Origin of the sequence: Streptomyces sp. NPDC020597, assembly GCF_044335095.1 — a bacterium.
Taxonomy (GTDB): domain Bacteria; phylum Actinomycetota; class Actinomycetes; order Streptomycetales; family Streptomycetaceae; genus Streptomyces.
Genome location: NZ_JBIRUL010000014.1, coordinates 12,461 through 37,842 on the forward strand (window position 1 = coordinate 12,461; position 25,382 = coordinate 37,842).

The 25,382-nt window shown below is 72.2% G+C and carries 24 protein-coding genes and 1 tRNA gene; 16 read left to right on the forward strand and 9 right to left on the reverse strand.

Going from position 1 to position 25,382, the window contains the following annotated elements; genetic code table 11:
• Positions 1–301 precede the first annotated feature (301 nt).
• Positions 302–793 carry a hemerythrin domain-containing protein gene (locus ACH4ZA_RS23650; protein ID WP_398431634.1) on the forward strand — a complete coding sequence of 164 codons (492 nt, stop codon included), beginning with the start codon at positions 302–304 and terminating at the stop codon, positions 791–793.
• 213 nt (positions 794–1,006) lie between these two features.
• Positions 1,007–1,534, forward strand: a complete 528-nt coding sequence (locus ACH4ZA_RS23655; protein WP_398431456.1) for a hypothetical protein — start codon at positions 1,007–1,009, stop codon at positions 1,532–1,534.
• Between the two features lie 15 nt (positions 1,535–1,549).
• On the opposite strand, the gene ACH4ZA_RS23660 is transcribed toward ACH4ZA_RS23655, so the two are convergent.
• A complete protein-coding gene (locus ACH4ZA_RS23660) occupies positions 1,550–2,311 on the reverse strand; it encodes a ZIP family metal transporter (protein WP_398431457.1) in 762 nt (253 codons plus the stop codon).
• A gap of 272 nt (positions 2,312–2,583) precedes the next feature.
• On the opposite strand from ACH4ZA_RS23660, the gene ACH4ZA_RS23665 reads away from it, so the two are divergent.
• Both ACH4ZA_RS23665 and ACH4ZA_RS23670 read left to right on the forward strand, forming a co-directional pair.
• Complete coding sequence (locus ACH4ZA_RS23665) at positions 2,584–2,787, forward strand: cold-shock protein (RefSeq protein WP_009192932.1); 204 nt, start codon at positions 2,584–2,586, stop codon at positions 2,785–2,787.
• Between the two features lie 59 nt (positions 2,788–2,846).
• Positions 2,847–2,920, forward strand: a tRNA-Met gene (locus ACH4ZA_RS23670).
• Positions 2,921–3,106: 186 nt separating this feature from the next.
• Here ACH4ZA_RS23670 and ACH4ZA_RS23675 read toward each other — a convergent pair.
• A complete protein-coding gene (locus ACH4ZA_RS23675) occupies positions 3,107–3,385 on the reverse strand; it encodes a GlsB/YeaQ/YmgE family stress response membrane protein (protein WP_057577098.1) in 279 nt (92 codons plus the stop codon).
• 348 nt (positions 3,386–3,733) lie between these two features.
• Between ACH4ZA_RS23675 and ACH4ZA_RS23680 the strand changes: the two genes are divergently transcribed.
• On the forward strand, positions 3,734–4,561 hold the full coding sequence (locus ACH4ZA_RS23680) for a class I SAM-dependent methyltransferase (protein ID WP_398431458.1): 828 nt from the start codon (positions 3,734–3,736) through the stop codon (positions 4,559–4,561).
• Between the two features lie 28 nt (positions 4,562–4,589).
• On the opposite strand, the gene ACH4ZA_RS23685 is transcribed toward ACH4ZA_RS23680, so the two are convergent.
• Positions 4,590–5,690: an AI-2E family transporter gene (locus ACH4ZA_RS23685; protein WP_398431459.1), complete on the reverse strand. Its 1,101-nt coding sequence runs from the start codon at positions 5,688–5,690 to the stop codon at positions 4,590–4,592.
• 297 nt (positions 5,691–5,987) lie between these two features.
• Between ACH4ZA_RS23685 and ACH4ZA_RS23690 the strand changes: the two genes are divergently transcribed.
• Complete coding sequence (locus ACH4ZA_RS23690) at positions 5,988–6,917, forward strand: UTP--glucose-1-phosphate uridylyltransferase (protein ID WP_398431460.1); 930 nt, start codon at positions 5,988–5,990, stop codon at positions 6,915–6,917.
• A gap of 88 nt (positions 6,918–7,005) precedes the next feature.
• Here ACH4ZA_RS23690 and ACH4ZA_RS23695 read toward each other — a convergent pair whose 3' ends face one another.
• Positions 7,006–7,371, reverse strand: coding sequence for an STAS domain-containing protein (locus ACH4ZA_RS23695; protein ID WP_398431461.1), 366 nt, complete (start codon positions 7,369–7,371; stop codon positions 7,006–7,008).
• Positions 7,372–7,546: 175 nt separating this feature from the next.
• On the opposite strand from ACH4ZA_RS23695, the gene ACH4ZA_RS23700 reads away from it, so the two are divergent.
• On the forward strand, positions 7,547–8,017 hold the full coding sequence (locus ACH4ZA_RS23700; protein ID WP_398431462.1) for an ATP-binding protein: 471 nt from the start codon (positions 7,547–7,549) through the stop codon (positions 8,015–8,017).
• Between the two features lie 212 nt (positions 8,018–8,229).
• Here ACH4ZA_RS23700 and ACH4ZA_RS23705 read toward each other — a convergent pair whose 3' ends face one another.
• Positions 8,230–9,597: a pyridoxal phosphate-dependent decarboxylase family protein gene (locus ACH4ZA_RS23705; protein ID WP_398431635.1), complete on the reverse strand. Its 1,368-nt coding sequence runs from the start codon at positions 9,595–9,597 to the stop codon at positions 8,230–8,232.
• A 173-nt stretch (positions 9,598–9,770) separates the two neighbouring features.
• Here ACH4ZA_RS23705 and ACH4ZA_RS23710 point away from each other — a divergent pair, with 173 nt between their 5' ends.
• Positions 9,771–10,256, forward strand: a complete 486-nt coding sequence (locus ACH4ZA_RS23710; RefSeq protein ID WP_398431463.1) for a MarR family winged helix-turn-helix transcriptional regulator — start codon at positions 9,771–9,773, stop codon at positions 10,254–10,256.
• Between the two features lie 36 nt (positions 10,257–10,292).
• Here the strand turns inward: ACH4ZA_RS23710 and ACH4ZA_RS23715 are convergent, their stop codons facing one another.
• The gene (locus ACH4ZA_RS23715; RefSeq protein ID WP_398431464.1) at positions 10,293–10,682 is read right to left on the reverse strand and encodes a DUF4333 domain-containing protein; all 390 of its coding nucleotides are present in this window, start codon (positions 10,680–10,682) and stop codon (positions 10,293–10,295) included.
• Between the two features lie 412 nt (positions 10,683–11,094).
• Here ACH4ZA_RS23715 and ACH4ZA_RS23720 point away from each other — a divergent pair, with 412 nt between their 5' ends.
• The 4 genes from ACH4ZA_RS23720 (at position 11,095) to ACH4ZA_RS23735 (ending at position 18,228) form a co-directional block, all read left to right on the forward strand.
• On the forward strand, positions 11,095–11,592 hold the full coding sequence (locus tag ACH4ZA_RS23720) for a hypothetical protein (RefSeq protein ID WP_398431465.1): 498 nt from the start codon (positions 11,095–11,097) through the stop codon (positions 11,590–11,592).
• 145 nt (positions 11,593–11,737) lie between these two features.
• Positions 11,738–12,250, forward strand: a complete 513-nt coding sequence (locus ACH4ZA_RS23725) for a hypothetical protein (protein WP_398431466.1) — start codon at positions 11,738–11,740, stop codon at positions 12,248–12,250.
• A 205-nt stretch (positions 12,251–12,455) separates the two neighbouring features.
• The gene (locus ACH4ZA_RS23730; protein ID WP_398431467.1) at positions 12,456–13,973 is read left to right on the forward strand and encodes an NlpC/P60 family protein; all 1,518 of its coding nucleotides are present in this window, start codon (positions 12,456–12,458) and stop codon (positions 13,971–13,973) included.
• A 265-nt stretch (positions 13,974–14,238) separates the two neighbouring features.
• Positions 14,239–18,228 (forward strand): helix-turn-helix domain-containing protein, encoded by a 3,990-nt coding sequence (locus tag ACH4ZA_RS23735; RefSeq protein ID WP_398431468.1) that lies wholly within the window; start codon positions 14,239–14,241, stop codon positions 18,226–18,228.
• 163 nt (positions 18,229–18,391) lie between these two features.
• Here ACH4ZA_RS23735 and ACH4ZA_RS23740 read toward each other — a convergent pair whose 3' ends face one another.
• Both ACH4ZA_RS23740 and ACH4ZA_RS23745 read right to left on the reverse strand, forming a co-directional pair.
• Complete coding sequence (locus ACH4ZA_RS23740; protein WP_398431469.1) at positions 18,392–19,504, reverse strand: DUF3533 domain-containing protein; 1,113 nt, start codon at positions 19,502–19,504, stop codon at positions 18,392–18,394.
• A 107-nt stretch (positions 19,505–19,611) separates the two neighbouring features.
• Positions 19,612–20,481, reverse strand: a complete 870-nt coding sequence (locus ACH4ZA_RS23745; protein WP_398431470.1) for a hypothetical protein — start codon at positions 20,479–20,481, stop codon at positions 19,612–19,614.
• Between the two features lie 161 nt (positions 20,482–20,642).
• Here ACH4ZA_RS23745 and ACH4ZA_RS23750 point away from each other — a divergent pair, with 161 nt between their 5' ends.
• From ACH4ZA_RS23750 to ACH4ZA_RS23760, 3 genes are all read left to right on the forward strand, one after another.
• Positions 20,643–20,885 carry a hypothetical protein gene (locus tag ACH4ZA_RS23750; protein ID WP_398431471.1) on the forward strand — a complete coding sequence of 81 codons (243 nt, stop codon included), beginning with the start codon at positions 20,643–20,645 and terminating at the stop codon, positions 20,883–20,885.
• Positions 20,885–21,262 (forward strand): fic family toxin-antitoxin system, toxin component, encoded by a 378-nt coding sequence (locus ACH4ZA_RS23755; RefSeq protein ID WP_398431472.1) that lies wholly within the window; start codon positions 20,885–20,887, stop codon positions 21,260–21,262. The genes ACH4ZA_RS23750 and ACH4ZA_RS23755 overlap by 1 nt, the downstream gene beginning before the upstream one ends.
• Before the next feature lie 149 nt (positions 21,263–21,411).
• The gene (locus tag ACH4ZA_RS23760; RefSeq protein ID WP_398431473.1) at positions 21,412–22,944 is read left to right on the forward strand and encodes an MFS transporter; all 1,533 of its coding nucleotides are present in this window, start codon (positions 21,412–21,414) and stop codon (positions 22,942–22,944) included.
• 27 nt (positions 22,945–22,971) lie between these two features.
• Here ACH4ZA_RS23760 and ACH4ZA_RS23765 read toward each other — a convergent pair whose 3' ends face one another.
• Positions 22,972–24,666, reverse strand: coding sequence for a dolichyl-phosphate-mannose--protein mannosyltransferase (locus tag ACH4ZA_RS23765; protein WP_398431636.1), 1,695 nt, complete (start codon positions 24,664–24,666; stop codon positions 22,972–22,974).
• 285 nt (positions 24,667–24,951) lie between these two features.
• On the opposite strand from ACH4ZA_RS23765, the gene ACH4ZA_RS23770 reads away from it, so the two are divergent.
• On the forward strand, positions 24,952–25,299 hold the full coding sequence (locus tag ACH4ZA_RS23770; protein WP_398431474.1) for a PRC-barrel domain containing protein: 348 nt from the start codon (positions 24,952–24,954) through the stop codon (positions 25,297–25,299).
• Positions 25,300–25,382 lie beyond the last annotated feature (83 nt).

The window sequence follows — 25,382 nt, forward strand, 5'->3', positions numbered from 1 at the left end:
GCCCCGGGTGCGTCGGGGCCGTGGTCCGGGCGTGTGCCTGACGCGGTCACGTGCCGCGGCCGCGTTCCTGCCGGGTCGGCGGGAAGAGAACCCCGTGCGCGGCCTCGTCGCCGCCGTCACCGAGCCTGCGACGGCCGTGTACGCGACGACGCCGCCGTCCTGTGCCTGGACCGGCACGGTCCCGACTCCGGAGCCCGCCGCGCGAACGCCGGCGCGGACGTCCGCGTTCCCACTGTTGAAGACGGCGGGCGGGGGTAGTCGGATCCGGCAACGTTCCCTCGTACGAAAGCGAAACCCGTCCATGGCCGAGACACGTGACGTCGTCGAACTCATTCTCCAGGACCACCGAAGGATGGAAGACCTCTTTCGTCTGATGCGCAGCGTCGAAGCCGACCGGGCAGCCGCGCTGCGGGAGTTCGCCGACCTGTTGATCGCCCACGCGCTGGCGGAAGAGGCGAAGGTGTATCCCGCGCTCAAGCGCTACAAGAAGATCGACGACGAAGAGGTCGAGCACGGCGAGGAGGAGCACGAGGAGGGCAACAAGGCGCTCCTCGAACTCCTGGAGGTCGACGAGGTCGGCTCCGAGGAGTGGGACGAGAAGCTCGAAGAGCTCGTCCAGGCCGTCACCCACCACGCCGACGAGGAGGAGCGCACGATCCTCAACGGGGCCCGCGAGAACGCCGCCATGGAGCGCCGCGAGGAACTCGGCGAGGCGTTCCTCGAGGAGCGGGAGCGGCAGCTGAAGGCGGGCTGCGGCGACGTGGACAACGTCCGCCGCATCGTTCACTCCTGACGGCGTGACGGCGTGACGGCGTGACGGCGTGACGGGACGACGGCGGGGACCGGGCCCGGGGGAGGCCCCTGAATTCCGGGTCTCCGCGCAGGTCGGCCCTACCGCACGAATTCATGTGTTTACGCGGGCCCCCGCAGGCGCGATCATGGGCTGACGTCCATCCGGCCGAGGCCGGCCGGACGGCCTGCGACACCGACGGGGGAGGGCCCACGTATGACTCAGCAGCAAACCGACGGGGCGGCACAGGCCGACCCGGCCCGCGCCTATCTCGAGGCGCTCCGGGGACGGCTGGCGACCGACGGATGCGAGGTGACCGCGTCCGCCTGGCGCGACTTCCCTGTGGTGATCGGCAGCCGGGCGGACCGCAAGGCGCGATGGTTCGGCACCAAGGTGGAACTGTTCGTCTTCGCCGCCGCCGTCCCCGCGGTGGACGAAGCGGCGATGGCCCAGTTCACGGGGTGGGCCATGGACTACGCGAAGAGCATCCGCAGCGGTCTGGCCGGCGCCCGCAACGCGGCGATGGTCCTGCCCGCCCTGGTCAGCGGCGCCGTCCAGCCGGCCGCGCGGACCTGGGTCGCGGCGGACGCCCGGATCCTCGGGACGTCCGTGATCGGCCGGCCCCTCACGGTGGAGACCGCCGGCTCCGGGGTGAGCCGGGTCACCATGTACCGGGGCAAGGTCATGTACGGCGGGATGTTCACCGGCCACGTCATGGACAAGGCCAAGCTGTACTTCACCTGAGGCCGGCTCAAGGGGTCAGGCATGGGAGAGGGCGAAGGACACGAGGAAGCCGCTCACGGTGATCAGACCGATGGCCAGATGGGCGTCCTCGAAGGCCTCGGGGATCATCGTGTCCGCGATCATGGCGAGAATGGCCCCCGCGGCCACGGCCGTCACAGCGGCGATCACCGCGGGGGAGAAGGCGCCCACGACCGTGTAACCCAGGACGGCCGACACCGTGCTCGCGGCGGCGATGGCTCCCCAGACACCGAAGACGTACGCCGCGCCCCGTCCCGCCCGCTTCATGCCCGCCGAACTCGACAGCCCCTCGGGGACGTTGCTGATGAACACCGCTGCCACGGTCACCAGGCTCACCGCCCCGCCGTCGAGCAGGCTGACGCCGATGACCGCGGACTCCGGCACCCCGTCGAGCAGCGCGCCCAGGGCGAGTGCCGTCCCGGAACCGGCCTGCTCCGCCTCCGACGGCTGCGCCGTGGTCCGCTCGCCACCCGAGCGCTTGCGGTGCCGGGCGCCCCGGCGGGCCAGCCACACGTTGCCCCCGGTGTAGGCCACGGCTCCGACGAGTGTGCCCAGGATGGTGGGAGCGAGCCCGGCCTCGTCGTAGGCCTCCCCGACCAGTTCGAAGGAGACCGCCGAGATCAGCACTCCGGCGCCGAAGGCCATCACGGTGGCGATCACCTTCTGCGGTACCCGCAGCCCGTAACCCAGCGCCGCACCCAGCAACAGCGCCGAGCCCGCGACGAGTCCCCACAGTCCTGCCTGCACGGCTTCCGTCATGCCATCGTGTCTACCCCGTGCCGATGTGGACCAACGGGGAACGAGAGGCGGGTCCGCCCGGGGGCGTTGCCGTCCGGGCCCACAACCCCGGACTGGGCCGTACGGCGGTCGCCCCCGTCACCCGCTCGGGCACACGACGCGCCGCGGCCGGCGCAATAGTCGGATAACCCCGCCGTCGGCGGGGTAGAACGGAGCCGGGTGCCTCCCGCTCACGGGCAGGCCCCGTACATGGACCAGCCGGGACTCCCGGCGAGAACTGAAGGACAAGCAGCATGGCCAGCGGCACCGTGAAGTGGTTCAACTCCGAAAAGGGCTTCGGATTCATCGCCCAGGACGGCGGCGGACCGGATGTCTTCGCCCACTACTCCAACATCTCCGGCAACGGCTACCGGGAACTGGTGGAGGGAGAGCCGGTCACCTTCGACGTGACCCAGGGCCAGAAGGGACCTCAGGCCGAGAACATCGTCCGCGGCTGACACCGCCGCGCGGTCACGTGCCGCCCCGCCGACGCCACCGTGTAGAGTGGCATCACCGACGCGGGGTGGAGCAGCTCGGTAGCTCGCTGGGCTCATAACCCAGAGGTCGCAGGTTCAAATCCTGTCCCCGCTACGAGAAGAAGGGGCCCGGCGCATCGCCGGGCCCCTTCGCTCTGTCCGTGGCGGGCTTCGCGTCGTGGATCTGCGGGACCGCCGCGCCGGGGCGGGAGGGGCGGGGCCGGACACGCCGACGGCTCCCACCCTGCGAGCACAGGGGGGAGCCGGTCACGCGCCACGGGGCGCGTACGTCATCGGCAGGTCACGCGTGGCGGTGCGAGTGACGGTTGCCGGTGACGAGGCGGTAGAGGGCGAGCAGGATGAAGGAGCCGACGATCGCGGCGATCCAGGTGGAGAGGTCGAAGAACCCGTCGATGGAGTCGACACCGAAGATCACCTTGCCGAGCCAGCCGCCCAGCAGGCCGCCGACGATGCCGATGAGCATGGTGACGATGATGCCGCCCGGGTCCTTGCCCGGCATCAAGGCCTTGGCGATGGCGCCGGCGAGCAGGCCGATGACGATCCACGCGATGATGCCCATTGTGCGTCTCCGCTTCCTCGTATAAGGACAGTGTTAGCTTCTCGTGTGCACCGTCCGCGCCCGAACAAACGTCTCTGTGCGGATTCCTTGTGAGGGTCCTTCACACCTCTTTCCGGCGCCCCTGGTCCGATCGGCTCAGACGCGGCGCGCCTCGTCCGCGCGCATGGCCGTCCGTGCGGGATCGTGAAGCGGCGGCCCCCGGGACGGGCCGCCGCCGCCCGGCACCGCCCATCGCCCGTAAAGAGGCTCGGCCATGAACCCGTTCGACTTCCCGCCCCTGCGGCTCCTCGCCGGTCGGCCCCCGGGACCCGGCAGGGCCTGCGCCCCCGGCCACACTCCGGTCACGACGTGAGTGCCGCCGCGCACGGGGACGCGCCGCACGGCGGGCGCTACGGCGAAAGCGTCTTCCGCCCCGAAGAGGCGGGCGAGGGCGAGCGCATCGACTTCGGCACCCTCGCCTACGACGACATCACCATGGCGCGGCTGCGGGCGCTCGGCGTCGGCCCCGGGTGGGACTGCCTCGACGTGGGCGCCGGCACGGGCACGGTCTCCCGCCGGTTGCTGGAGGAGGCCGGGGTGGCGAGCGTGCTCGCCGTGGACCGGGATGTGCGCTTCCTCGAGTCGCGTCGCATCCCGGGACTCCGCGTGCTGCAGGCCGACGTCACCGCCGCGGGCTCCGTCCCCGGCCGGTTCCGGCTCGTCCACGCCCGGTTCGTGCTGATGCATCTGCCCGAGCACGAACGAATGATCACCCGGCTGGCCGGACTCGTCGCGCCCGGGGGCGTGCTGGTCCTCAGCGACGCCGTCGACCTGACGAACGAGCGGACGCCCGCAACCCCTTACAGCACGGCGATGCGGGCGATGTGGCAGGGGCTGCGCGCCACCATCGGCACCGACGTCTCCTGGGTGCCGTCCTACCCGCACCTTCTGCGCGACACGGGACTCGTGTCCGTCGCCGCCGAGGTCCATGTGCCGCCGCTGCTGCCCGGCGGTCCGCTCAGCCGCTTCTGGGCCGACACGTGGGAGCGGAGCAGAGCGGCGATGCTGGCCACCGGCCTGGTCGACGACGCGGGCGTCGACGCGGCGATGCGGTACCTGGACTCCGGCGAGTGCGCCGCGCTGTCGGCCGGCATGCTCACCGCCTGGGGACGCAGACCCGAGGCGGACGCTCCCTGACCGTTCCGGGACGTGGCGCGGGCCGGACTCACCGGGGAGCGTCGGGACGATTCCGCAGCGCCTGGCGCACCGACCACACGACGGCCACCAGCGGTACGGCGACCACGGCGCCGATGACTCCCGCCGCGACCGCTCCGCCGACGACCGCCAGTGCGACCACCACCGGATGCAGCCGGACGGCCCAGCTCATCACGATGGGATGCAGAAGGTGGCCCTCGATCTGGCCGATGACCACGATCAGGGCCACGACCAGAGCCGCGACGAGGATCCCCTTCGACGCGAGGGCGACGACGGCCGCCACCGCCAGGGCGATCGGCGAGCCGATCAACGGGATGAACGCGGCCAGGAACTCCAGCAGCGCCAAAGGGACGGCCAGCGGCACGCCGAGGGCGAACAGCGCGATGCCCACGAGGACCGCGTTGATCACGGCCACGAGCAGGATGCCGTGCGTGTAGCCGGTGAACGTCCGCCAGGCCGCCTGGCCCATGACGGTGAACGTCCGCCGTGCCCCGTCGGGCAGCTGGTCGCACACCCACTGCCACTGCCGGTCGCCGGAGTGCGTGAAGAAGACCCCGCAGAACAGGGCCAGGGCCAGCACGGTCAGCACCTCGACGAGGCGGCTCGCCCCGCTGAGCGCCGTGCTGATGAGGGTGGCACGGTGACTCGACAGGAGCGAGCCGATCCGGGACTGGAGATCGTCGAACGCGTCCGGGGGAAGCCGGAAGGGAGGGTCCTCCAGCCGCCTCTCGATCCGGTCGATGCCCGCCACGAACTCCTTCTCCAGCCCGCTTCGCTGATCGGCCGCGGTCTCGCCCACCAGCGCCAGCACGCCGAGGACGAGGACGATCGCGCCGACGAGTGCCGTCGCCACCGCGAGCGGACGGGGCATGAACCGGGCGAGGACGCCGACCACCGGGCGGATCACGGCGGTGATGACGAGGCCGAGGAAGACGGCGACGGCGACCCGGTGGAACTGTCCGAGCACGGAGAAGACGACCCGGACGACGACGCCGACGGCGATGAGCCTCCATGCGTAGGCGGCAGCGGTCCGCAGCGGAGCGGGGACGCGCGGCCCGTCGCCGCCGCGCCGCTCGGGCGGAGCGGCGGGCCCATCGGGGGGTGTGGACATCTCATGCCCCTACCACGCGTCGAGTGCCCGATCGCGGCGTCGGACCGGAGTTCCCCCGAAGGCCTCACCGGCCGGGTGGAAGAGCCGGGCGGCCGGCCCGTTCGCGTGTTCCAGACCGGCCACGCGGATCCCGCCGGCGCCTGTCGGGTCGGTGACGTCCGACGGGACCGGCGTCGCGAATGTCCGACGGGACCGGCGTCCGGCGGCGGCGGGCGTCCGGCGGCGGTGGCGGGCGTTGGTAGCGTCGGCTGTGCCGTGCCGGCCGGTACGGTGTGCCGTTCGACCGAGAGAGACCTCATGTCCCCGACGATCCGCAGGGCAGTGATCCCCGCCGCCGGACTGGGCTCCCGTCTGCTGCCCCTGACGAAGGCGATCCCCAAGGAGATGCTCCCGGTCGGCGACAAGCCGGTCATCGAACACACCGTGCGCGAGCTGGTGGACTCCGGGATCACCGACATCACCATCGTCGTCTCCGGCGGGAAGAGCCTCATCCAGGACCACTTCCGGCCCAACCCCGCCCTCGTCGCCCAGCTCCGCGCCGACGGCAAGACCGCCTACGCCGACGCGGTGGAGGAGGTCGCCGAGCTGGCCCGGCAGGGCCATATCACCTACCTCGACCAGCAGGGCCCGTACGGCAACGGCACCCCCGTCCTCAACGCCGCCCGTGCCTTCGGCGACGAGCCGGTCCTGGTGCTGTGGCCCGACGACGTCTTCGTGGCGGACGTGCCCCGCGCCCAGCAACTGATCCGGGCCTACGAACTGACGGGCTGTCCGGTCCTGGCGCTGCTGCCGATGGACCCGGGCGACTCCCAGCGCTACGGCGTGCCCATCGTCAAGGAGGACCTCGGCGGCGGCACCCTGCGCATCACCGGGCTGGTGGAGAAGCCCCTGCCCGCCGACGCCCCGTCGTCCTACGCGGCCATCGGCGGCTACGTCGTGACCCCCGGCATCATCGACGAACTCCGCGAGCAGACCCGCCGCTGGTACGAGCACCGCACCGGCGAGGTCTACCTGACCGACGCGATCAACGCCTACGCCGCCACCCGCGCGGTGTACGGGCAGGTCATCCAGGGGCGCTGGTACGACACCGGCAACCCGGCCGACTACCTCGTCGCGCAGATGGCGTCCGCGCTCGCCCATCCCGAGTACGGGCCGGTCCTGCGGGGCCTGGTCGCCGGGCTCGACGCAGACGGCGCCGCCGGCCGGCGGCCGGAGCGCGACTCCTGATCCTCGACTCCTGGTCCGCGGCTTCGCGCCGGGGCCGCTCGCGCGCGGCGAGCGGCCCGGGGCCCGGCCGGCGGGGCCGGACCGTCGATCAGGCGGTGAGCGCCTGTTCGACGGTGCTGTGGCAGGAGAGCACCGAGTCGAGGCCGACGAGCTGGACGACCCGCGCCACCGACTCCTGGGCGGCGGCCAGACGCAGCCACCCTTCGGCGGCACTCACTTGCTGGTGGACCTGGACGAACACGTTGATGCCGCTGGAGTCCAGGAAGGTCACGCCGCTGAGGTCCGCCACGATCCGGTGCCCCTGATCGCCGTCCCGGGACAGCAGTGCCTCGCTCAGCGCGTCCTTGACATCGTGATCGATCTCGCCGCGCAGGCTCACGACACGGATGTCGCCGACGCTGGCGTGTTCGACGGACAGCCGGTCGGATCGGCCCGTTTCCTGGTTGTCAGTCACCGTTTCCTCAATCGCACCTAGGCTGCCGGGGGCAGCGTCTGTGAGGGCAATTCTGCCGCACGGTGTCAGCCGCACGCTCCCAACCGGCTGTGCCGAAGAACACGGCTCGCGACATGCATGACAACGTGGCGGGTACACGCACACCCGTGAGTGGGGAGCAGAAGGACGATGCCTGGTGGAATCGCGATCCGACGACGGCACGGGGATCGGCGCTGACCTGATCGAGGCGGGGTACGTCCTCTCAGGAGGTGACGGGTGCATCGCGCAGGCCCGGCGCGATGCCGCCGACTTCCTCGCGCGGGCCCGTGACGAACGCGGTGTGGACGTCTCCTCGCGCGCGATGGACCTGACCCAGCTCGTGGTCAGCGAGCTGGTCACCAACGCCCGCAAGTACGCGCCGGGACCGGCGCTGATGCAGCTGCGCGTCACCGGCGCGATGGTGGAGGTCGTGGTCCGCGACAGCGACCCCACGGTGCCGCTGGTGGGCGCCGCGGACCCCGCCCGGATCGGCCGGCACGGTCTCGAGATCGTCCAGGCCGTCGCCCACGACCTCGTCGTCGAGCGGCAGCCGGACGGCAAACGGGTCGTCGCCCGCATCGTGCTCGCGGACCCGCCCGGCCGGGACGCGGAGGCCCGCCGCCGGTGACGATCGCCCCGCACTCCGGGTGCGGAGCCGACCTCTCCCACGCGTCCCCTTCGCCGAAGCCGAAGCGGCGGTCCCCGACCTCCCGGGCCCGGCTCGGCGGCGTTCCCTCCTGTCAGGGTCTGCGGCGTGCGCCCCCGCGCATGTGCGGGCCCTGACCGCCGTCGGCTCGGCGCGCCCTGCCGCCGGCCCGCTGTGCCCGCGCGCCACCGCCGTCAGCGCGGCCGTGCGAGCTGTTCCACTCGGGCGTGGAGACGTTCGACGTGCTGTTCGGATTCCGGCTTCATCAGGACGCTGCGGAGGATGCGCGCGCCGTCGGCGTCCGCGCTGATCTCGGGACGGCGGACCGCGAACGCCTCGCGACCGGCTTTGAGAGTGCTCAGGAACACCGGGTCGCCGTCGTTCATCCCGTCTGTCAGGACCCGCGCGGACGCGGCGTCCACCGCCGACAGGGTGGCCGGTTCCACGGCCGGGAAGTACCCGACGATGTCCAGTTCGGGGCGCTGGTACAGCTCCAGAACGTCGGACTGCGAGATCAGGTCGGCCCATCGCAGGGCGGCCCGGCGGCCGGCCGCGAGCACGCGGCCGAGACCGGACGGGGTGGGCGGGAGGAGGCGGAACGTGAGCCACAGCGCGGCGGCCGAGGCGCCCGCCCGGGAGCACTCCAGGCTGATCTCGCCGAGGTGGAGCTCGGTGGAGGTGAAGTAGGTGTAGGGCGAGTCGTGCAGGTAGAAGCGCCCCACCTCGGGGTCGCGGAAGAGGACGGCCCCGCAGCCGTAGGGCTGGAGGCCGTGCTTGTGCGGGTCGACGACGATCGAGTCGCACCGGGCGATGGCCCGCCAGGGCTCGGGCGGCAGCCCCTCGGGGCCGTCGGCGCCGGCGAGCAGGGTGAAGAAGCCCCCGTACGCGGCGTCGACATGGAGGCGCACGCCGTAGCGGTCCCTCAGGGCGAGCGCGCGGTCGATCGGGTCCACGGCGCCGAGTCCGGTGGTCCCCGCGGTGAGGACGACGGTGCCGACGTCTCCGGCGCGAAGGACGTCCTCCAGGGCGGCGAGGTCCATGCGGCCCCCTTCGTCGGTGGGGACGGGGTGACCCTTCAATCCGAGGACGTGGCACATGCGGCCGTGGGTGTAGTGCGCCTCGGCGCTGTAGGCGACTCCTCGGCCGGGGTGGAGTTCCCGGGCGACGAAGAGGGCTTCGAGGTTGGCGATCGTGCCGCTGGTGGTGAGGTGGCCGAGATGGGTGTCGTAGCCGAACATGGCGGCGAGCTGCGCGACGGCCTCGCGCTCCATCGCCGCGGTCGCCGGGCCACCGTCCAGGGCGTGGTTGTTGGGGTTGATCAGCATGGCGGTGAGGTGGCCGACCACTGCGGCGGGGTGCGGGGGTTTGAGCATCTGGCCGGCGTAGTGCGGGTGGAAGAAGGGGTAGTTGTCCCGCGTCAGCCGGGCGGTGAGCTCCTCGAAGGCGGAGGCGAAACGCCCGTCGTCGACGTGCAGGGACGGGTGCTGCTCGTACGGGCTGAAGGTGTCGGCCCACTCCTGTATGGCGTGGGTGGCCCGGCCGAGCCAGTGCTGCAGGTCCATGGACATGTCCCTTTTCTCCGACTGGTGCGAGGTGGCGGACTCCATCCTAGGAGTTTGCTGACTGCTCAGCAATTGACTGCTCAGCAATTGAGACGTCGGTAGGTGAGCAGGCAGTAAAGTCGGGGGTGGACGGCCTTCGTCGGGGGGCCGTGGACGGGAGAGGACGTCGACAGGTGGATGCGGCCGACCGGCCGGGCGACGAGGCCGCCCGTGCCGCCAACAGCCCGCTCGTGCACGACTTCGGACTGCTGATCAAGGCCGCCACCCGACTGGAACAGCGGATCGACGGCGCTCTCAGGCGGGAGTGCGGAATCAGCCACACGATGTTCGAGGTCCTCATCAGGCTCTGCCGCCGGCCGGACGAAGAGGTCACCCAGCGCGTGCTGGCCGACGACCTCACGCTCACCAGCAGCGGCGTCACACGTCTGATCGACCGCATGGAGGAGGCCGCCGTGGTCCGCCGTGTGCCGTCGCCCGAGGACCGCCGCAGCGTGCTGGTCGAGGCCACCGACCGCGGTCGCTCCGTCTTCCTGCGGGCGGCGGAGGTCCACGCGCAGGTCGTCGAGCGGTACTTCGTCACGCCGGTGACGCCGGGCGACTACGTGCGGATGACCGGCTCGCTCGGCGAGATCCACCGGGCACTGCGCGACGACGACTGAGGGGCGCCGTACCGTCGCCGCGCTGCGCTCGTGGTGTCAACGGTCGAACGTCCAGGTGACCCGCGGTTCGGCGGGGTCTCCCTCGACGCCGGTCACCCGGACGGGAATGGAGATCCGTCCGCCGCCGGACCGTGCCGTGCACGTCTCGGCCGCACCGACCACCGCCTTGAGGTGGAACGGGCAGGAGACGTCGTGGATCTCCCGTCCGAGCCAGGGCAGCGGGTGGTACCAGCCCTGGATGCGCGCCTCGAGAATGGTGTCGGCGATCGCGAGGTGGCCGTCCGCCCGTACGTAGAGCCCCTCGGAGACGGGGTCGATCGTGGTGTGCTGCACATCCGTGGCCGCGCACAACCAGGTGACCACGCCGGCCACGGCGGCCACGGCGACCGCACCGCCCACGGCGCCGACGAGGAAACCGCGCTGCATCTCGTACTCCCAAGTTCGGGTTCTGGGCCTGTGAGCAACAACGATCGAGTGGCCGAGGTGACTGCCTCCACTCTCGCCCACGGACAGGGGAGTGCGCCTCGGCCGTACGGCTGGACCCCCACCCCGGCCACGCCGCCCCATCTCGGCCGATCGGCCGACCCCGCCGCCACACCGACTTCCCGGCCGGTCCTATGGCCGTCGGGGCGGGCTCGAGGACCGGCCATCGGTCGCAAGGGCACCGTGGAGGTGCTCGACGGCCAGGCGTTTCCCACGGCACGGGCAACGGGACAACCCCGGGAAACGCCTGGTCGTCCCGGTCCCGCGACGACAACGTGAGCATCGTCGATCCCCAGGGAGCGCCGTCGCACGGTGCGGCGGCCCCGGGGCCGAACTCACGTAGGGATACGCGCCAGTGATCAGTTGGAACAGTGTTTCGTCCGCCGTACGGCGGTCCGTCCGGGGCCGGGCCCTGTCCACGGCTGCGGCCGCGGCGCTGCTGGCCGGCGGTATGACGCTCCTCGGGCCCGCGGGCTCGGCGCAGGCAGCCGCCTCGGACTGCGAGGGCGGCAGGAACGGGTTCATCGACATCTCCGACAACGCGTACGACACCGCCGCACGGCAGGTGACGCTGTGGAGCGAGGGCATCGAGATCAGTGTCCAGTACGGCAACATCCGTGGCGTCCAGCGCGGTTGGGCACTCATCGCGGGTGACGTGCAGCCGGGCAACCAGGTGTGGCTGGACTGGACCCGGGACGGCGGCCGGACCTGGATCCAGTGCGGGCCCTTCACCTCACGGGGCGGCGAGAACAAGACGAGCGCGGCCCAGCGCACCAGCACCGACGCCAACTGGAAGTTCCGCGCGTGCGGTTCCACCCGGTCCGGCATCCACTGCACGGACCCGTGGTGGTAGGCCGACCCCGGCCGCACGTCCACCGCGCACGTCCACCCCGCGCACCCCGCCCGTCCACCGGCAGGTCCACCCGCTCTCGGGTGCGGTTCCCCACGACCCCCGTCCGACAACCGTGACGAACGACGAAACCCCTCTGGAGATACCCATGAAGAAGTCACGCGCCGTGCTCGCGCTCGCGACGGCCGCCCTCGTGGCGGCGCTGGGCAGTCCCGCCGTCGCCGCGCCGGCCCCCGTCGCCGGCAAGGCCGCCGGGCCGGCCCACTGCGTCCTCGTCCTCGACGAGGTGAAGGCCGGCGAGGACGTCTCCCACGTCAGCCTGCACCAGTGCTTCAGCGGTCCCGACGCCTCCGCCCGGGCGGCGGCCGCCGTACCGCGAGCGGCAGCGCAGACGGAGCTGATGACCTGGGCCGAGCACGCCGACTGGGGCGGCCAGTACACCAAGGTCTACGGCAACGCCGGGCCCTGCGACGCGGCGGGCTACAGCTTCAGCCCGAACAGCTGGTGGTCCACGCACCTGTCGTCGCTCCTGGTCGACGGTGGGTGCACCAAGGCCTTCCTCAGCGGCCCGAGGGGCAACGGCACTTTCGGACGCTCCATTTCCTACGTCGGCGACACGCTCAACGACGCGGTGACGTACGTCAAGATCTGGCGCGGCTGACCGGGACGGAGAGGGCTGGGAGCAGGTCGGATCAGGGGTTTCCCGGTCGTCGCGCCAAGAGGCAACGGGAAACCCCTGGCATTGGAGGCCCATCGAGGCCACGGTGATGCAAGTTCCGCTCCTGAGCCACACGGGGGCCTGATCGAAACGCGGTCCGGACTGTCGGCGCCACGACCACCTGGCACGGCCGCGAGAGGAGAACCGGATGAGAACACTGCGCCGGGGAGCGGGGCTGGTCGCCCTGATGGTGACCGCCCTTCTCCTGGCCCTGCTTCCGACGACGGCCGCCCAGGCGGCCGGCACGGGGGAGCAGAACTGGTGCTCCGCGCAGGGCATCACCTCGCCCGAGGCGCAGCGCGCCATCGACGCGGCCTGCGCGGAATGGCGTGCGCGCACGGTGTACACGTGGGGCGGAGGCCATGGACCGGCTCCCGGCCAGAGCTACGGCACCTGGGACCTCAGCAGCCCGAGCCACTTCGAGGAGACCGCGCTCGACCCCCAGACCCGCGGGTTCGACTGCTCGGGATTCGCGCGCTGGGCCTGGTCCAGGGCCGCGGGGTACGACATCCTCGGCGGCGGGACGGCCTACGCCATGTACGTCAACGCGGGGCGGAGCTACCAGCAGGTCCACGGCGCCGGCGGAGGCAAGCCGGCCGTGTCCGACATGCAGCCCGGCGACCTGGTGTACACAGCGGTCGGCGGTCAGGTGAAGGACATCACCCACATGATGATCTACCTCGGGGACGGCTATGTCGTCGAGGCCTACCAGTCGCAGCTGCCGATCCGCGTGATCGACATCAACTCGCGTATCAGCAACAACCGCCTGGTCGGGGTGACGCGGATGCCGCAGGGCAGCCCGTTCACGGAACCAACGGGCTACGACGGCACGCTGCAGGTGACCTGGGGCACGGGCGTCGCCGTGCGGCAGCACCCCAACCGCTCGGCCGGCCAGGTGACCCTGCTGTCCGGACCGGACATCGTGTACGCCAAGTGCCAGCAGCGCGGAGAGCGCGTCACCGCGGAGGGCTACACCAACGACGCCTGGACGTATCTGTCCAACCGCGGCGGCTGGATCAGCAACATCTTCCTGAGGGGCCCGGCCTGGCTGCCTGAGGTGCCCACCTGCTCAGGGTCCGACTACGACTCGCAGATCGGCCCCGGCGGCGGAGGCAACGCCACCCAGGGCGGCGCATACGGCACGTGGGGCACAGGCGTGGCGATCCGCTCCCAGCCGTCCACCGTCGACGGGACGACGGTCGCCCGGCTCGCCGGTCCCACCTCGGTCGCCGTCAGCTGCCAGATGCACGCCCAGAGCGTGACGTCGGAGGGCTACACCAACGACGCATGGTCCTATCTCCCGCAGTACGGCGGCTGGATCACCAACATCTACATGAAGGGCGACGCCTGGCTCTCCGGCGTCCCGGCCTGCGACGGCAGGGGCACCGCGACCCCCGTCGGCGCGCACGCCTACAGCACGTGGGGAACCGGGGTGACGATCCGCAGCACGCCCTCCGCCGGAGCGGGCGTCGTGACGCGGCTCTCCGGTCCCACGGGTGTGGCGGTCTCCTGCCAGAAGCACGCCGAGAGCGTGACGGCCGAGGGATACACCAACGACACCTGGTCGTACCTGCCCGAGTACCAGGGCTGGATCAGCAACATCTACATGAAGGGCGACGCGTGGCTGGACGGCGTTCGGAACTGCGTGGTTCCGGGCATGAGTTGACCGGCCCCGTCGGCTGACCCCACATCCACCGCCCCGGTAGGCAGACTCACGGGGGGCCCGCGTACCGGGGCGGTCCCATGAACCGGTCGGTGTCCGCATGTGCCGGACACCGACCGGTCTTTGTGATGCTCGTCACTTCCCGGCCTGCCTCGGATTCCGTGTTCGCCTCTCGGCTTACCATCCCCCAGACACACGGTCGCCGACCTGACCAGTCGGCGTCAGAAACGGCGCTCCGCGCACCGTTGGCCTCGGGGGCACACCACTCATGGACCACAGGGACGGCGGGCCGGCGCACCCGCCGGCCGCCGCTCGACAGCGGCCGCAGCACTCGTCGTTCGGCATCGCGCTGCGCGAACTGCGCCTGGAGCGCGGCCTGTCGCTGGCCGACCTGGCCCGGATCACGCATTACAGCAAGGGCTATCTGAGCAAGATCGAGAACGGCCGCAAGCCGGTCAACGCCGATGTGGCCCGGTTGTGCGACGACGCTCTGACGGCCGACGGCGCCCTGCTCGCCCTGCTGCCGCCGGCCCTGCGCGACGAGCCGTCCGTGCAGGGCGACGGCGAGAGCTGTCCGTATCCGGGCCTGTCGGCCTTCGGTCCGCGTGACGCCGGGCGGTTCTTCGGCCGGGAACGGGCGGTCGCCGCCCTCGTCCAGCGCCTCGCCCAGCGGTTCGGGAAGGGGCCGGTGGCCGTCGTCGCGCTGTCCGGGTCGGGCAAGTCCTCGTTGCTGGGCGCGGGCCTCGTCCCCGCACTCGCGGACGGCGGTCTCGTCGTCGGCCCCGACGAGCCACCCCCCGTCGGCCTCGACCTCGGCTTGGATCGCCATCGCGATCACCGCTACCTCGACCGGGTGCCGCCCGCCGACGTCGGAGCCGACGCAGACGCCCATGCCGACGCCGAAGCCGACGCGGGAGCCCACGCCCCGATCGTGATGTGCACGCCCACGGCACGTCCGCTGCCCGCCCTCCTGCACGCACTGCGCGCCGGGCTGCCCGCCGGGGTGCTCGACCACCTCCCCGACGACGGACCGCCCGGTGAACGGGCCGACCGGCTCGTAGCGGCCCTGCGCTCCTGGGCCGTCGCCGCGCGGCGGCCCCACGGCTGCGTCGTCATCGTGGACCAGTTCGAGGAGGTCTTCACCCTCTGCGACGACGAGACGGAACGCAGGGCCTACATCGCGGCGCTCGCCGCACTGGCCGGCGGCGGAGACGCAACCGAGGCGGACGGACCGGCGTTCACCGTGGTGCTGGGAGTGCGCGCCGACGTCACCGGTCGCTGCCTGGAGTACCCGCCGCTGGTCCCGGTCGTCAGCGACGGGCTGTTCGCGCTGGGCGCGATGACCACCGACGAACTGCGGGAGTGCATCGTCCGTCCGGCCACGGCGACGGGCACCTCCCTGGAGCCGGGACTGGTCGAGCTGTTGCTGCGCGACCTGGGTGCGGCCGACACGCCGGGTTCGGTGGGCGACGTCCCGGACCCGGCCGTCCCGATCGGCCGGCCCGGGGTCCTTCCGTTGCTCGGACACGCCCTGCGGGAGACCTGGCATCGGCGCACCGACTCCACCATGACCGTGGCCGGCTACCTCGCGACGGGCGGCATCCACGGCTCCGTCGCCACCGCCGCCGAGGACCTCTTCGCCGCGCTGTCACCGGTCCGGCAGGACGCCGCCCGCCGGCTGTTGCTGCGGCTGGTGCGCGTCGGCGAGGACAACGAGGCCTCCCGGCGGCCGCGCACCACGTCCGAACTGCTCGACGGGCTGCGGGACCCGGCCGCCGCACGCGCCACCCTGGACGCACTGGTGACGGCCCGTCTGCTGACGGTGGACGCCGACCGCGTCGAGATCGTGCACGAGGCCCTGCTGCGGGAGTGGCCCAGACTGCGCACCTGGGTCAGGACGACGCGGGCCGATCTGCTCCTGCACCAGCAACTCGGGGCCGCCGCGCGTGAATGGGACCGTGAGAACCGCGACCCGAGCCTGCTCTACCGAGGCGCCCGCCTGACGGCCGCGAGGGAGTGGGCGGCCGGTCCCAGCGGCCGGGACAGCGTGCCCACGCCCGTGGAGGCCGACTTCCTGCGCGCCTCCGACCACGAGGAGCACCTGCGCCGCCGCCTCGCGCGGCGCCGGGTGCGCCAGCAGCGGACGGGGGTGGTCGTGCTGACCGTCCTGCTGGCCCTCGCGCTCCTGGCCGGTGCGACGGTCTTCGAGCAGCGTACCTCCGCCGACGAACAGCGCAGGACGGCGCTGTCACAGGCCATGGCGGCGAGCTCCGCCCAACTCGCGTTCGGGCGGCCGGAGGCCTCGATGCTGCTGGCGGAGGCCGCCTACCGCACCTCGCGGACCACAGAGGCGCGCAGCGCTCTGCTCAGCACGCAGGCCGACGCCTTCGCGGGCCGGCTCACCGGCCACCACGGAGCGGTGAACTGCGTGGTCTTCGGGCCCGGCCGACGGCTGCTGGCCTCGGCGAGCTCCGACGGCACCGTGCGACTGTGGGACGTCGCCGCCCGACGGCCCGTGGCCGAGCTCACCGGTCATCGAGGTCCCGTGCGGTCCGTGTCCTTCTCGCCGGACGGGCGCACCCTGGCCTCGGCGAGTTCGGACGCGACGATCCGGCTCTGGTCGGTGCCCGACCGGCGTCAGATCGCCGTACTGACCGGACATCGCGGCCCCGTCCGCGCCGTGAGCTTCGCGCCCGACGGCCGTACCGTGGCCTCCGCCGGCCAGGACGGCACCGTGCGCCTGTGGGACACGCGGACCCACGACCAGACCGGACTGCTGACCGGGCACACCGGTGACGTCCTCGCGCTGGCGTACGCCCCCGACGGCTCCCGCCTGGCCAGCGCGGGCGCCGACCGCACCGTACGGCTGTGGAATGCGCACACCCACCGGGACATCGGTGTTCTCGGCGGCCACAGCGGCGACGTCCTCGCCGTGGCGTTCAGCCCCGACGGCCGGGTGCTCGCCTCCGGCGGCGCGGACCGCACCGTACGGCTGTGGGATCCCGCGGGCCGCCGGCAGACCGGCCTTCTGGCGGGGCACGACGACGACGTGAACGGCCTGGCCTTCGGACCCGGCGGCCACACGGTGGTCTCCGCCGGGGGCGACGGCACGATCGTCCGCTGGGACGTCCACACGCGCCGCGCGGTCGACTCGTTCTCGGGGCACACGGACTACGTGATGGCCGTCGCCGTCGCGGAGAAGGGCGACCTGCTGGCCACCGCCGGCTTCGACGGGACCGTGGCCCTGTGGGACCTCACCGGCCACACACTCAGCGCCTACCCGGTCAGCGAACTCTGGAAGGCCGCCTTCAGCCCGGACGGCCGGATGCTCGCCTCCGCGGCGACGGACGGCGCCCTTCAGCTCTGGGACGTGGCGCGCCGCACCCTCGTCCGCACCCTGACCGGCCACAGCGGCGCGGCCTACGCCGTGGCGTTCAGTCCGGACGGCCGGTGGCTGGCCTCGGCCGGGGCCGACCACACCGTGCGGCTGTGGCCCGTCACCGCCGACGGGCGCGCCCCGGTCGTGCTCGGCGGTCACACCCGGGCCGTGTTCGACGTGGCGTTCAGCCCGGACGGCCGCTGGCTCGCCTCCTCCTCCGCCGACCGCACCGTACGGCTGTGGAGGATGTCGCCCGCGGGCGTTCCGGCGGGGACGCGGGCCACGGTGCTCACCGGGCACACCGACTTCGTGAACTGTCTGGCCTTCAGCGCCGACAGCGCCACCGTCGTCAGCGGCAGCGACGACCTCACCCTGCGGCTGTGGAACGTCGCGCACGGCAGTCTCGCCACCGTCCTCACCGCGCAGGGCGGCTCGGTGCGCGCCGTGGCGTTCGCCCCCGACGGCCGCTCCCTCGCCAGCGCGGGCAACGACGGCGTCATCCGGTTGTGGGACGTGGCTGGGGCCCGGGTGACGGGGCAGCTCGGTCAGCACGTCGGCTCGGTGCGGGGACTGGCGTTCAGTCCCGACGGCCGCTCGCTCGCGAGCAGCGGCAACGACCGCACGGTACGGCTGTGGGACCCCGCGCGGCGACGGCTCGTCGCGACCCTGACCGGGCACACCCGAGCGGTGTGGAGCGTCGCCTACGCCCCGGACGGCAGAAGGGTCGCGAGCGCGGGCAACGACGGCACCGTCCGGCTCTGGGACCTGGGCATCACGGATCGCGTCGCGGCGCTGTGCCGTGTGGTGGGCCCCGTCGACCGCGAACGATGGCAGCGGCTGCTGCCCGGATACGCGTACTCGGGAACCTGCGCGGACTGACCCGCCGGACTGGCCCGCCGGACGGACCCGCCCCAGGGGCCCGCCGGAGGGGCCAGGGGGCCGGGCCACTGCCTGACCGGGGGCGCGAGCGCCGGGGTTCGAAGCCGGGGATGCCCCAGCGCCCGCGTCCCGGTCTTCGTCCTCGGCGCGGCCGGACGTCGCGTCAGACGGCGGGCGAGGCCTGGGGCGGGGTCGCGGCCTCGGCGGAGGGCGCGTCGAGGAGCCGCTTCTCGTTCCGCCAGGACGCCGCCCACGCGAGCACCGCGCCGCCCACCGCATAGGCGCCGAGCACCCAGACGGTCGTGGTGACGGCGTGGCCCGAGAAGTACACCGTGTTGCGGACCAGGGTGGTGCCCGCCCCCGGCGGCAGAGCCTGTCCGATCGCGCTCCAGAACGCGGGGAGCAGCGGCGCCGGGTAGACGCCGCCGGAGCTCGGGTTTCCCAGCACCACGAAGAGCAGGATGACCAGGCCGGTGCCCGCGAGACCCAGCAGGGTCTGCAGCGCCAGCGCGGTCGCCGCCGAGGCGAGGACCACCAGGGTGCCGATGCCGCTCAGAGCCCAGAAGTGGCCCCCGAGTGCGTCGAAGACGGGGCCCACGACGGCTGCTCCGGCGATCCCCGACGCGAGCGCGTACAGCACGAGCACGCCGAGACGGATCATGGTGCGCTGCCGGTTGGCGGGGCGTGCGCCTGCTGCCATGCCCATGATCGTGGCGGTGAGATAGCCGCCGATCACCCAGCCGAGCACGAGATAGAAGGACGTCATCCCGCGCCCGTCCCCGGCGTTGGGGGGCCGTATGTCGGTGACGGTGATCTGCCGCCTCTGCCCGGCCTCGATCTTCTGGGCGATCTGTGTGGCGGTCTGCGACACCGAAGGCCCGCCCGCCGAAGCGACCAGGAGGGTGTCCTCGGTGCCCTTCGGGTCGAAGAGGAAGGCGGCGTCGGCCTTCCTGGTGAGAACCCACTGCCGGGCGGCCGCCGCGCTCGGCGCCGCGGTCGCCTCGAGCGGGTCGCCGTCGAGCGCGTTGAGCTGGGCGACGATCTTCGCGGACGCCTGCTGCGGGGCGGCGACCGCCACGGGTATCCGGTGCGGCGTGGGGGAGTGGAAGGCGCCGACGTAGGACACGACGAAGGCGAGCTGGACGAGCAGGCCGCCGAGCACGAGCCCGAAGGCCCGCAGCGTGACGGCGTCCTTGAACTCGGCAGCGAAACCGGACGACTTGGGCTTGAACTCGGCGGGGGATCCGCCCGGAGCGGGGCTGGAGGGTGCGTTCACGGGCGCATGATCCCACAGCCGGGTGAATCTCCTGCTCCGCTTCACCGACGTCCGCAGTCCGGTCCGTCGTGAACCCGATCAGGACGTGGGTCATGCGTGCCCCTGTGTCACCCCTTGCCGATCAGGTCCGCCGGGAACGCCCCCGCCGCCAGCGCGGCCCGGGCGAAGGCCGTGCCGAGCTCCGTCAGCCGGGCGACGCCGTCCGCCCCCAGATGCTCGTACGGCGCCCGGTCCAGGCGGTCCGTCTCCTGCTCGATGTCCTCGCGGAGGGCGACGCCGCGCTCGGTGAGCTCGCCGCTGCCGTCCAGGATCCCGCGGGCGCGCAGTCGGTCCACCGCCGCGTTCCAGTCGTCCCGACTCCAGCCGCGACTGTTCGACACCCACGTCGGAGTCATGCCCTTGCCCGTGGCGGTGTGGGTGACCATGGCCTCCAGCCCGTCCAGACCGGCGGACATCAGGACCGCCAGATGCCCGTCGCCGCGGTGTTCGCGCAGCAGCGTCGCCGCATGCCAGAACGCGAGGTGCGGCGCGTCGGGGACGGGGAGGTCGGCGTGCGCCGAGAACAGCGGGCGGGCGCCACGCCCCCCGGCCTCGGCCGCGCGCAACGCGAGCCGCGCGGCCTCCGCCATCTGCGCGGACGCCAGGACTTCCTCGCCCAGCAGCCGTCGCAGCGTCGCGTCGACGGCGCGCAGGCGGGCCGGGAGGATCTGTGCGGGGGCGGCGACCGACCACACCGCGGGCACGTGCCGTGCCACGACATCGTGCTTGTAGTTGTAGAAGGCCGCCGTCACGGCGCCGGCCCCGACCGGTCCGAGAGCGGCCGCCCGCGCGGCGAAGTTCACGGCCCGGGGATGTGTGATGCCGAGAGCGCCCAGCTCCCGTCCGAGGTCGGGCGAGAAGTAGTGCGCCGCGTGCAGGGAGTTGAGCGGTGCGTGGCAGCGGCGGCCGGCGCGCGGTTCGAGGGTGGCAGTAGTCATGACCGGCACGCTACCGACCGGTCGTTATGCGTCCGCCGTCGGGGGACCGCGCCGAGAGCTCCGGCACGCCCTTGGCGACAGGAGCGATCAGGGCCGACCGGGGTCGGGACAGGGCCGACCGGTGTCGGGACAGGCGTGGTAACGAGTGTTACCATGCCGGTATGGCCAAGACACAGTTGGGTGCACGCGTGGACGAGGACGTGGCGGAGCTCGCCAAGAAGCGCGCCGCCGACCTGGGGCTGAGCGTGGGGGACTACCTCGCCCGGCTCGTCCAGGACGACGCCAGCGGACTGCGGGCCCGCGCGGTGGACGCGGCTGCCCGCTTCCTGGCCGAGCACCAGTCGGTGTTCGACGACGCCGAGGACGCCGCCCGGCAGACGTCTCCCGGAGCGCGCGCCGCCTGATGGACCTGCACATCGACGTCCCCTGGATCCTGCAGGTCGCCGAGGCCGCCGGCGCGGACGACCCGGCCCCCGACGACTACGGCGTCCCCGTCTCGGCGGTCGCCCGGCACCGGGCCGAACTCTTCGAACAACCCGTCTACGACGGCCACTACGCCAAGGCCGCCGCGCTGGTGCACACGCTGGGCCGGTGCCGCTGGCTGGAGCGGTCCAACATGGCGGTCGCCGCCGCCACCGGCGTCATGTACCTCGAGGCCGCCGGAATTCCCGTCAAACCCGCCCGGGCGGACGCCGTCGCGCTCAAGGACCTGCTCCTGGACCCCGCCTGCACCGCCGGACGGATCGCCGCACTGCTGCGGACCTGGCCGACCGCCACCTGAGCCCGGTGCGTCACGCGGACGCGGTGATGTGGCCGCGGTCACCGCATGAGCTGTGTGAAAGAGGGCAGCAGCCTCTATACGCACAGAAGTCACCCAGTGCCTCACGCTGCGCACATGGGTCGCTCACGCACGACGGGTAAGGAACCGCAGTGGCCGACGTACAGACCGACGAGCAGCCCGGAACGACTCGCTCCGGAGAACTCCAGACGGCAGGTCTGCCCGTCCAGGTCCGCAAGGACCTGACGCGCAGACTGAAGCGGAACAAGCGTCCCTTCCGCGACGAGGACGTGCAGGTCGTCGAACGCCCCCTGCTCCGGCGGGCGGTGGGCGCCTCGGCGCTCGGCAACTGCATGGAATGGTTCGACTTCGGCGTCTACAGCTACCTCGCGGCCACCCTCGGCAAGGTCTTCTTCCCCGGGGCGTCGCCCGCCGCGCAGGTGATCTCGTCCTTCGCCACCTTCGCGGCGGCGTTCGTCGTGCGCCCGCTGGGCGGACTGGTCTTCGGCCCGCTCGGGGACCGCCTCGGCCGGCAGAAGGTGCTCGCCACCACCATGATCATGATGGCGGTCGGCACCTTCGCCATCGGCCTCATCCCCAGCTACGCCACGATCGGCATCGCCGCGCCGATCCTGCTGCTCCTCGCCCGCATGCTGCAGGGGTTCTCCACCGGCGGCGAGTACGGGGGCGCGACCACCTTCGTCGCCGAGTACTCGCCCGACCGCCGCCGGGGCTTCCTCTCCAGCTGGCTCGACTTCGGCACCTTCGTCGGTTACGCACTCGGTTCCGCGCTGGTCACCGCGCTGAACCTCGCCCTCAGCGACGCGCAGATGCTCTCCTGGGGCTGGCGGATCCCGTTCCTGATCGCCGGCCCGCTCGGGGTGATCGGTCTCTACATGCGACTGAAGCTGGAGGAGTCGCCCGCCTTCCAGCAGCAACTCGACGAACACGAGCGCAGCCTCGCCAAGGAGTCGGCGGGCACCGAGTTCAAGACCATCGTCAGGGACCACTGGCGTGGCCTGCTCATCTGCACCGGCCTGGTACTGCTCTACAACGTCACCAACTACATGGTCACGGGCTTCCTGCCCACGTACCAGACGGAGACTCTCGGCCGTTCCAGCACGTCCGCGGACGTCCTCGTGCTGATCGGCATGGTCTGGATCGTCCTGCTGATCACCTTCCTCGGCAGGCTCAGCGACCACATCGGCCGACGCCCCCTGTACGGCTACGCGGCGGCGGGCATGATCCTCCTCGCCGTCCCCTCCTTCCTGTTGATCAAGATGGACGGCACGTGGCCGCCGGTCTTCGGTGTGCTGATCCTGTCCACGCTGCTCGCTTGTTTCGCCGCCCCGAGCGCCGCGACGCTGCCGGCGCTGTTCCCGACGGCCGTCCGATACGCCGCGATGGGCATCGGCTTCAACTTCGCGGTCGCGGCGTTCGGCGGCACCACCCCGCTGGTCACCGAGGCGCTCGTGAACCTCACCGGCAACGACATGATGCCCGCCTTCTACCTCATGGCGGCCGGCGTCATCGGGCTGGTCACGGTCCGCTACCTGCCCGAGAGCGCCCAGGTGTCCCTGCACGGCTCCCAGCCCATGGTGGGATCCAAGAAGGAACGCCGCGAACTCATCGCCACCTCGCAGGAGTTGTACCGCGTCGGCCGGGAGAGGGCCGGCCGCCGCTGATCGTCCCGGCCGGAGCGGTACGGCGGCTCAGATCCAGGTGTCGAGCCACATGCGGGCGTGCCAGTCGGGGTACGGGATCGTCTGCCCCGTGTAGATCGGGAAGAAGTAGATGAAGTTCCACGCGATGAGCAGCACCAGCACGCCTGCGGCGACCGTGCCACGGGTGCGCCGTCCTTCGTCCGCGCCCGGCGGACCCGCCAGCGCGCCCAGCATCATCGCCACCGCCAGGCACAGGTACGGCACGAACACGACGGCGTAGAAGGCGAAGACCGTGCGGTCCTGGTAGAGGAACCACGGAAGGTAACCGGCCCCCACCGCGCACAGGACGGCGCCCGCCCGCCAGTCGCGGCGCAGCGCCCACCGGAAGAGCAGATACACCAGCGCGCAGCACGCCGCCCACCACAGGAGCGGGGTACCCAGGGCGAGGACCGCCTGGGAGCAGTCGGACGTCGTCCGGCAACCGTCCTGGCCGGCCTTCGGCGACTGGTACGAGAACAGCACGGGACGGCCGAGGACGAGCCAACTCCACGGATTGGACTCGTACTTGTGGAAGGTGTCCAGACCCACGTTGAACCGGTACACGGCCTGTTCGTAGTGCCAGAGGCTGCGCAGCGGGGCGGGTATCCACGACCATGTGCCGCCGCGGCCGTCCGCCCAATGCCGACCGTAGCCGTCATCGGACAGGAACCAGCCGGTCCAGGTCACCAGATAGGTCACCACGGCGACGGGCACGAGGGAGAGCAGCGACCAGCCGGCGTCCTTGCGCAGCACCGCGCGGTACGGGCGGCGGGCCCCGGCCGTGCGGCGGCCGCCGACGTCCCACAACAGGGTCAGGACGACGAAGAAGACGAGGAAGTACAGGCCGTTCCACTTCGTGGAGGCCGCGAGTCCGAGGAGGACGCCGGCTGCCGACCGCCACGGACGCAGGCCCGTCCCGGCGCCGGCCGCGGCGTCCCCGTCCGGTACGGCGCGGCCGTCCGGCCCCACCGGCAGGGCTGCCGCGAGCCGCGCCCGTGCCCGGTCGCGGTCGATCAGCAGGCCGGCGAAGGCCGCCAGCACGAAGAACATGACGATGAGGTCGAGCAGCGCGACGCGACTCATCACGAAGTGCAGGCCGTCCAGCGCCATCAGGAGGCCGGCCAGGCAGCCCAGCAGCGTCGAACGGAACAGACGCCGTCCTGTGCGGCACAGCATCAGCACCGACAGCGTGCCCAGCATCGCCGTCATGAAGCGCCAGCCGAACGGATCGAGACCGAAGGCGCCCTCGCCGAGGGCGATCACCCACTTGCCCGTCGGCGGATGCGCGACGAACGCACCCGCGTCGGTGAGGGGGACCCTCTGCGGGTCGGCCAGGATGCCCGGGTCGGCGATCTTGCGGTCCGGCCAGGTGCCCTCGTAACCCAGCCGCAGCAGCGCCCACGCGTCCTTGGCGTAGTACGTCTCGTCGAAGACGAGATCGTGCGGCCGGCCGAGGCGCCAGAAACGGATCACGCCGGCGAGGAGGGCGACGAGCACCGGACCCGCCCACCCCATCGCCTTCGCGGCCCGGTACGCCCGTGCGGGGCTGAGACCCAGGCGCTCCCAGACGCGCGTGCCGGGCTCCGGGAAAGGTGGAACCAGACGCTCACGGACGTCGCTCCGGGGCGGCGCCGTATGCCCGAACAGGCGCAGACGGTCGGTCCAGTCACTGGGCGCGGTCGTCGAACGCGTGCCGTCGAGCATGGCGGTGAGGTGGTCCTTCGAGAGGGGACGGTGGCCGTCGACCGGGGGTCGGCCGACGGGACCCGGGGTGAGCCCGGAGGTTAGCAGCACGTCGCCGACGCCGAACCCGTGCACCCCGAACTGCCGCCCTGACACCCGGCGTCGGCGGACGCCGGCGGCGCAGACACCCCGTCGGTGAACCACCGATGGGCGTCGCCGGGATTCCGCCGGCCGGCGGTACGTTCCCGCACGTCTGCCGCGCGCCTCAGTGGGCACCCGGAGGGGCAGGACGACAGGGAGGACATCGTGAGCGAACACGGCGCACACCGCGTGCCGACCGCGGGCCACACCCCGGACGACGACCTGACCGGATACCAGGTGGACGCCACGGACGGTCACCTCGGCAAGGTCAGCAAGTACTCCAGGGACCTGGGCTCGCGGTTCCTCGTGGTGCACACCGGCCCGTGGGTTCTCGGCAAGGACGTGGTGATCCCGTCGGACGCCGTCATGGGCGTCGACCACGACGCCCGCATCGTGCAGTTGTCGAGGACCAAGGCGCAGGGCAGGTCGGCGCCCGTCTTCGACGAAGCCACACACCTGGGCGATCCGCGGCACCGCGACCAGCTGGGCGGTCGGCACGGATCCGGACACTGACAGCGGGCCCGCACCCGCTGGTGCGCGGGGCGGCGAACTCCGCGTCCCGGGTGCCGAAGGAGACGATCAGGGGGTCCTTGGAC

Coding starts and splice junctions, on each gene's coding strand:
- ACH4ZA_RS23655 (WP_398431456.1), top strand. CDS start 1,007: ATGACTCAGCAGCAAACCGACGGGGCGGCACAGGCCGACCCGGCCCGC.
- ACH4ZA_RS23690 (WP_398431460.1), top strand. CDS start 5,988: ATGTCCCCGACGATCCGCAGGGCAGTGATCCCCGCCGCCGGACTGGGC.
- ACH4ZA_RS23660 (WP_398431457.1), bottom strand. CDS start 2,311: ATGACGGAAGCCGTGCAGGCAGGACTGTGGGGACTCGTCGCGGGCTCG.
- ACH4ZA_RS23675 (WP_057577098.1), bottom strand. CDS start 3,385: ATGGGCATCATCGCGTGGATCGTCATCGGCCTGCTCGCCGGCGCCATC.
- ACH4ZA_RS23750 (WP_398431471.1), top strand. CDS start 20,643: ATGGCCAAGACACAGTTGGGTGCACGCGTGGACGAGGACGTGGCGGAG.
- ACH4ZA_RS23755 (WP_398431472.1), top strand. CDS start 20,885: ATGGACCTGCACATCGACGTCCCCTGGATCCTGCAGGTCGCCGAGGCC.
- ACH4ZA_RS23705 (WP_398431635.1), bottom strand. CDS start 9,597: ATGGACCTGCAGCACTGGCTCGGCCGGGCCACCCACGCCATACAGGAG.
- ACH4ZA_RS23730 (WP_398431467.1), top strand. CDS start 12,456: ATGAGAACACTGCGCCGGGGAGCGGGGCTGGTCGCCCTGATGGTGACC.
- ACH4ZA_RS23735 (WP_398431468.1), top strand. CDS start 14,239: ATGGACCACAGGGACGGCGGGCCGGCGCACCCGCCGGCCGCCGCTCGA.
- ACH4ZA_RS23725 (WP_398431466.1), top strand. CDS start 11,738: ATGAAGAAGTCACGCGCCGTGCTCGCGCTCGCGACGGCCGCCCTCGTG.
- ACH4ZA_RS23745 (WP_398431470.1), bottom strand. CDS start 20,481: ATGACTACTGCCACCCTCGAACCGCGCGCCGGCCGCCGCTGCCACGCA.
- ACH4ZA_RS23765 (WP_398431636.1), bottom strand. CDS start 24,666: ATGCTCGACGGCACGCGTTCGACGACCGCGCCCAGTGACTGGACCGAC.
- ACH4ZA_RS23685 (WP_398431459.1), bottom strand. CDS start 5,690: ATGTCCACACCCCCCGATGGGCCCGCCGCTCCGCCCGAGCGGCGCGGC.
- ACH4ZA_RS23665 (WP_009192932.1), top strand. CDS start 2,584: ATGGCCAGCGGCACCGTGAAGTGGTTCAACTCCGAAAAGGGCTTCGGA.
- ACH4ZA_RS23650 (WP_398431634.1), top strand. CDS start 302: ATGGCCGAGACACGTGACGTCGTCGAACTCATTCTCCAGGACCACCGA.
- ACH4ZA_RS23715 (WP_398431464.1), bottom strand. CDS start 10,682: ATGCAGCGCGGTTTCCTCGTCGGCGCCGTGGGCGGTGCGGTCGCCGTG.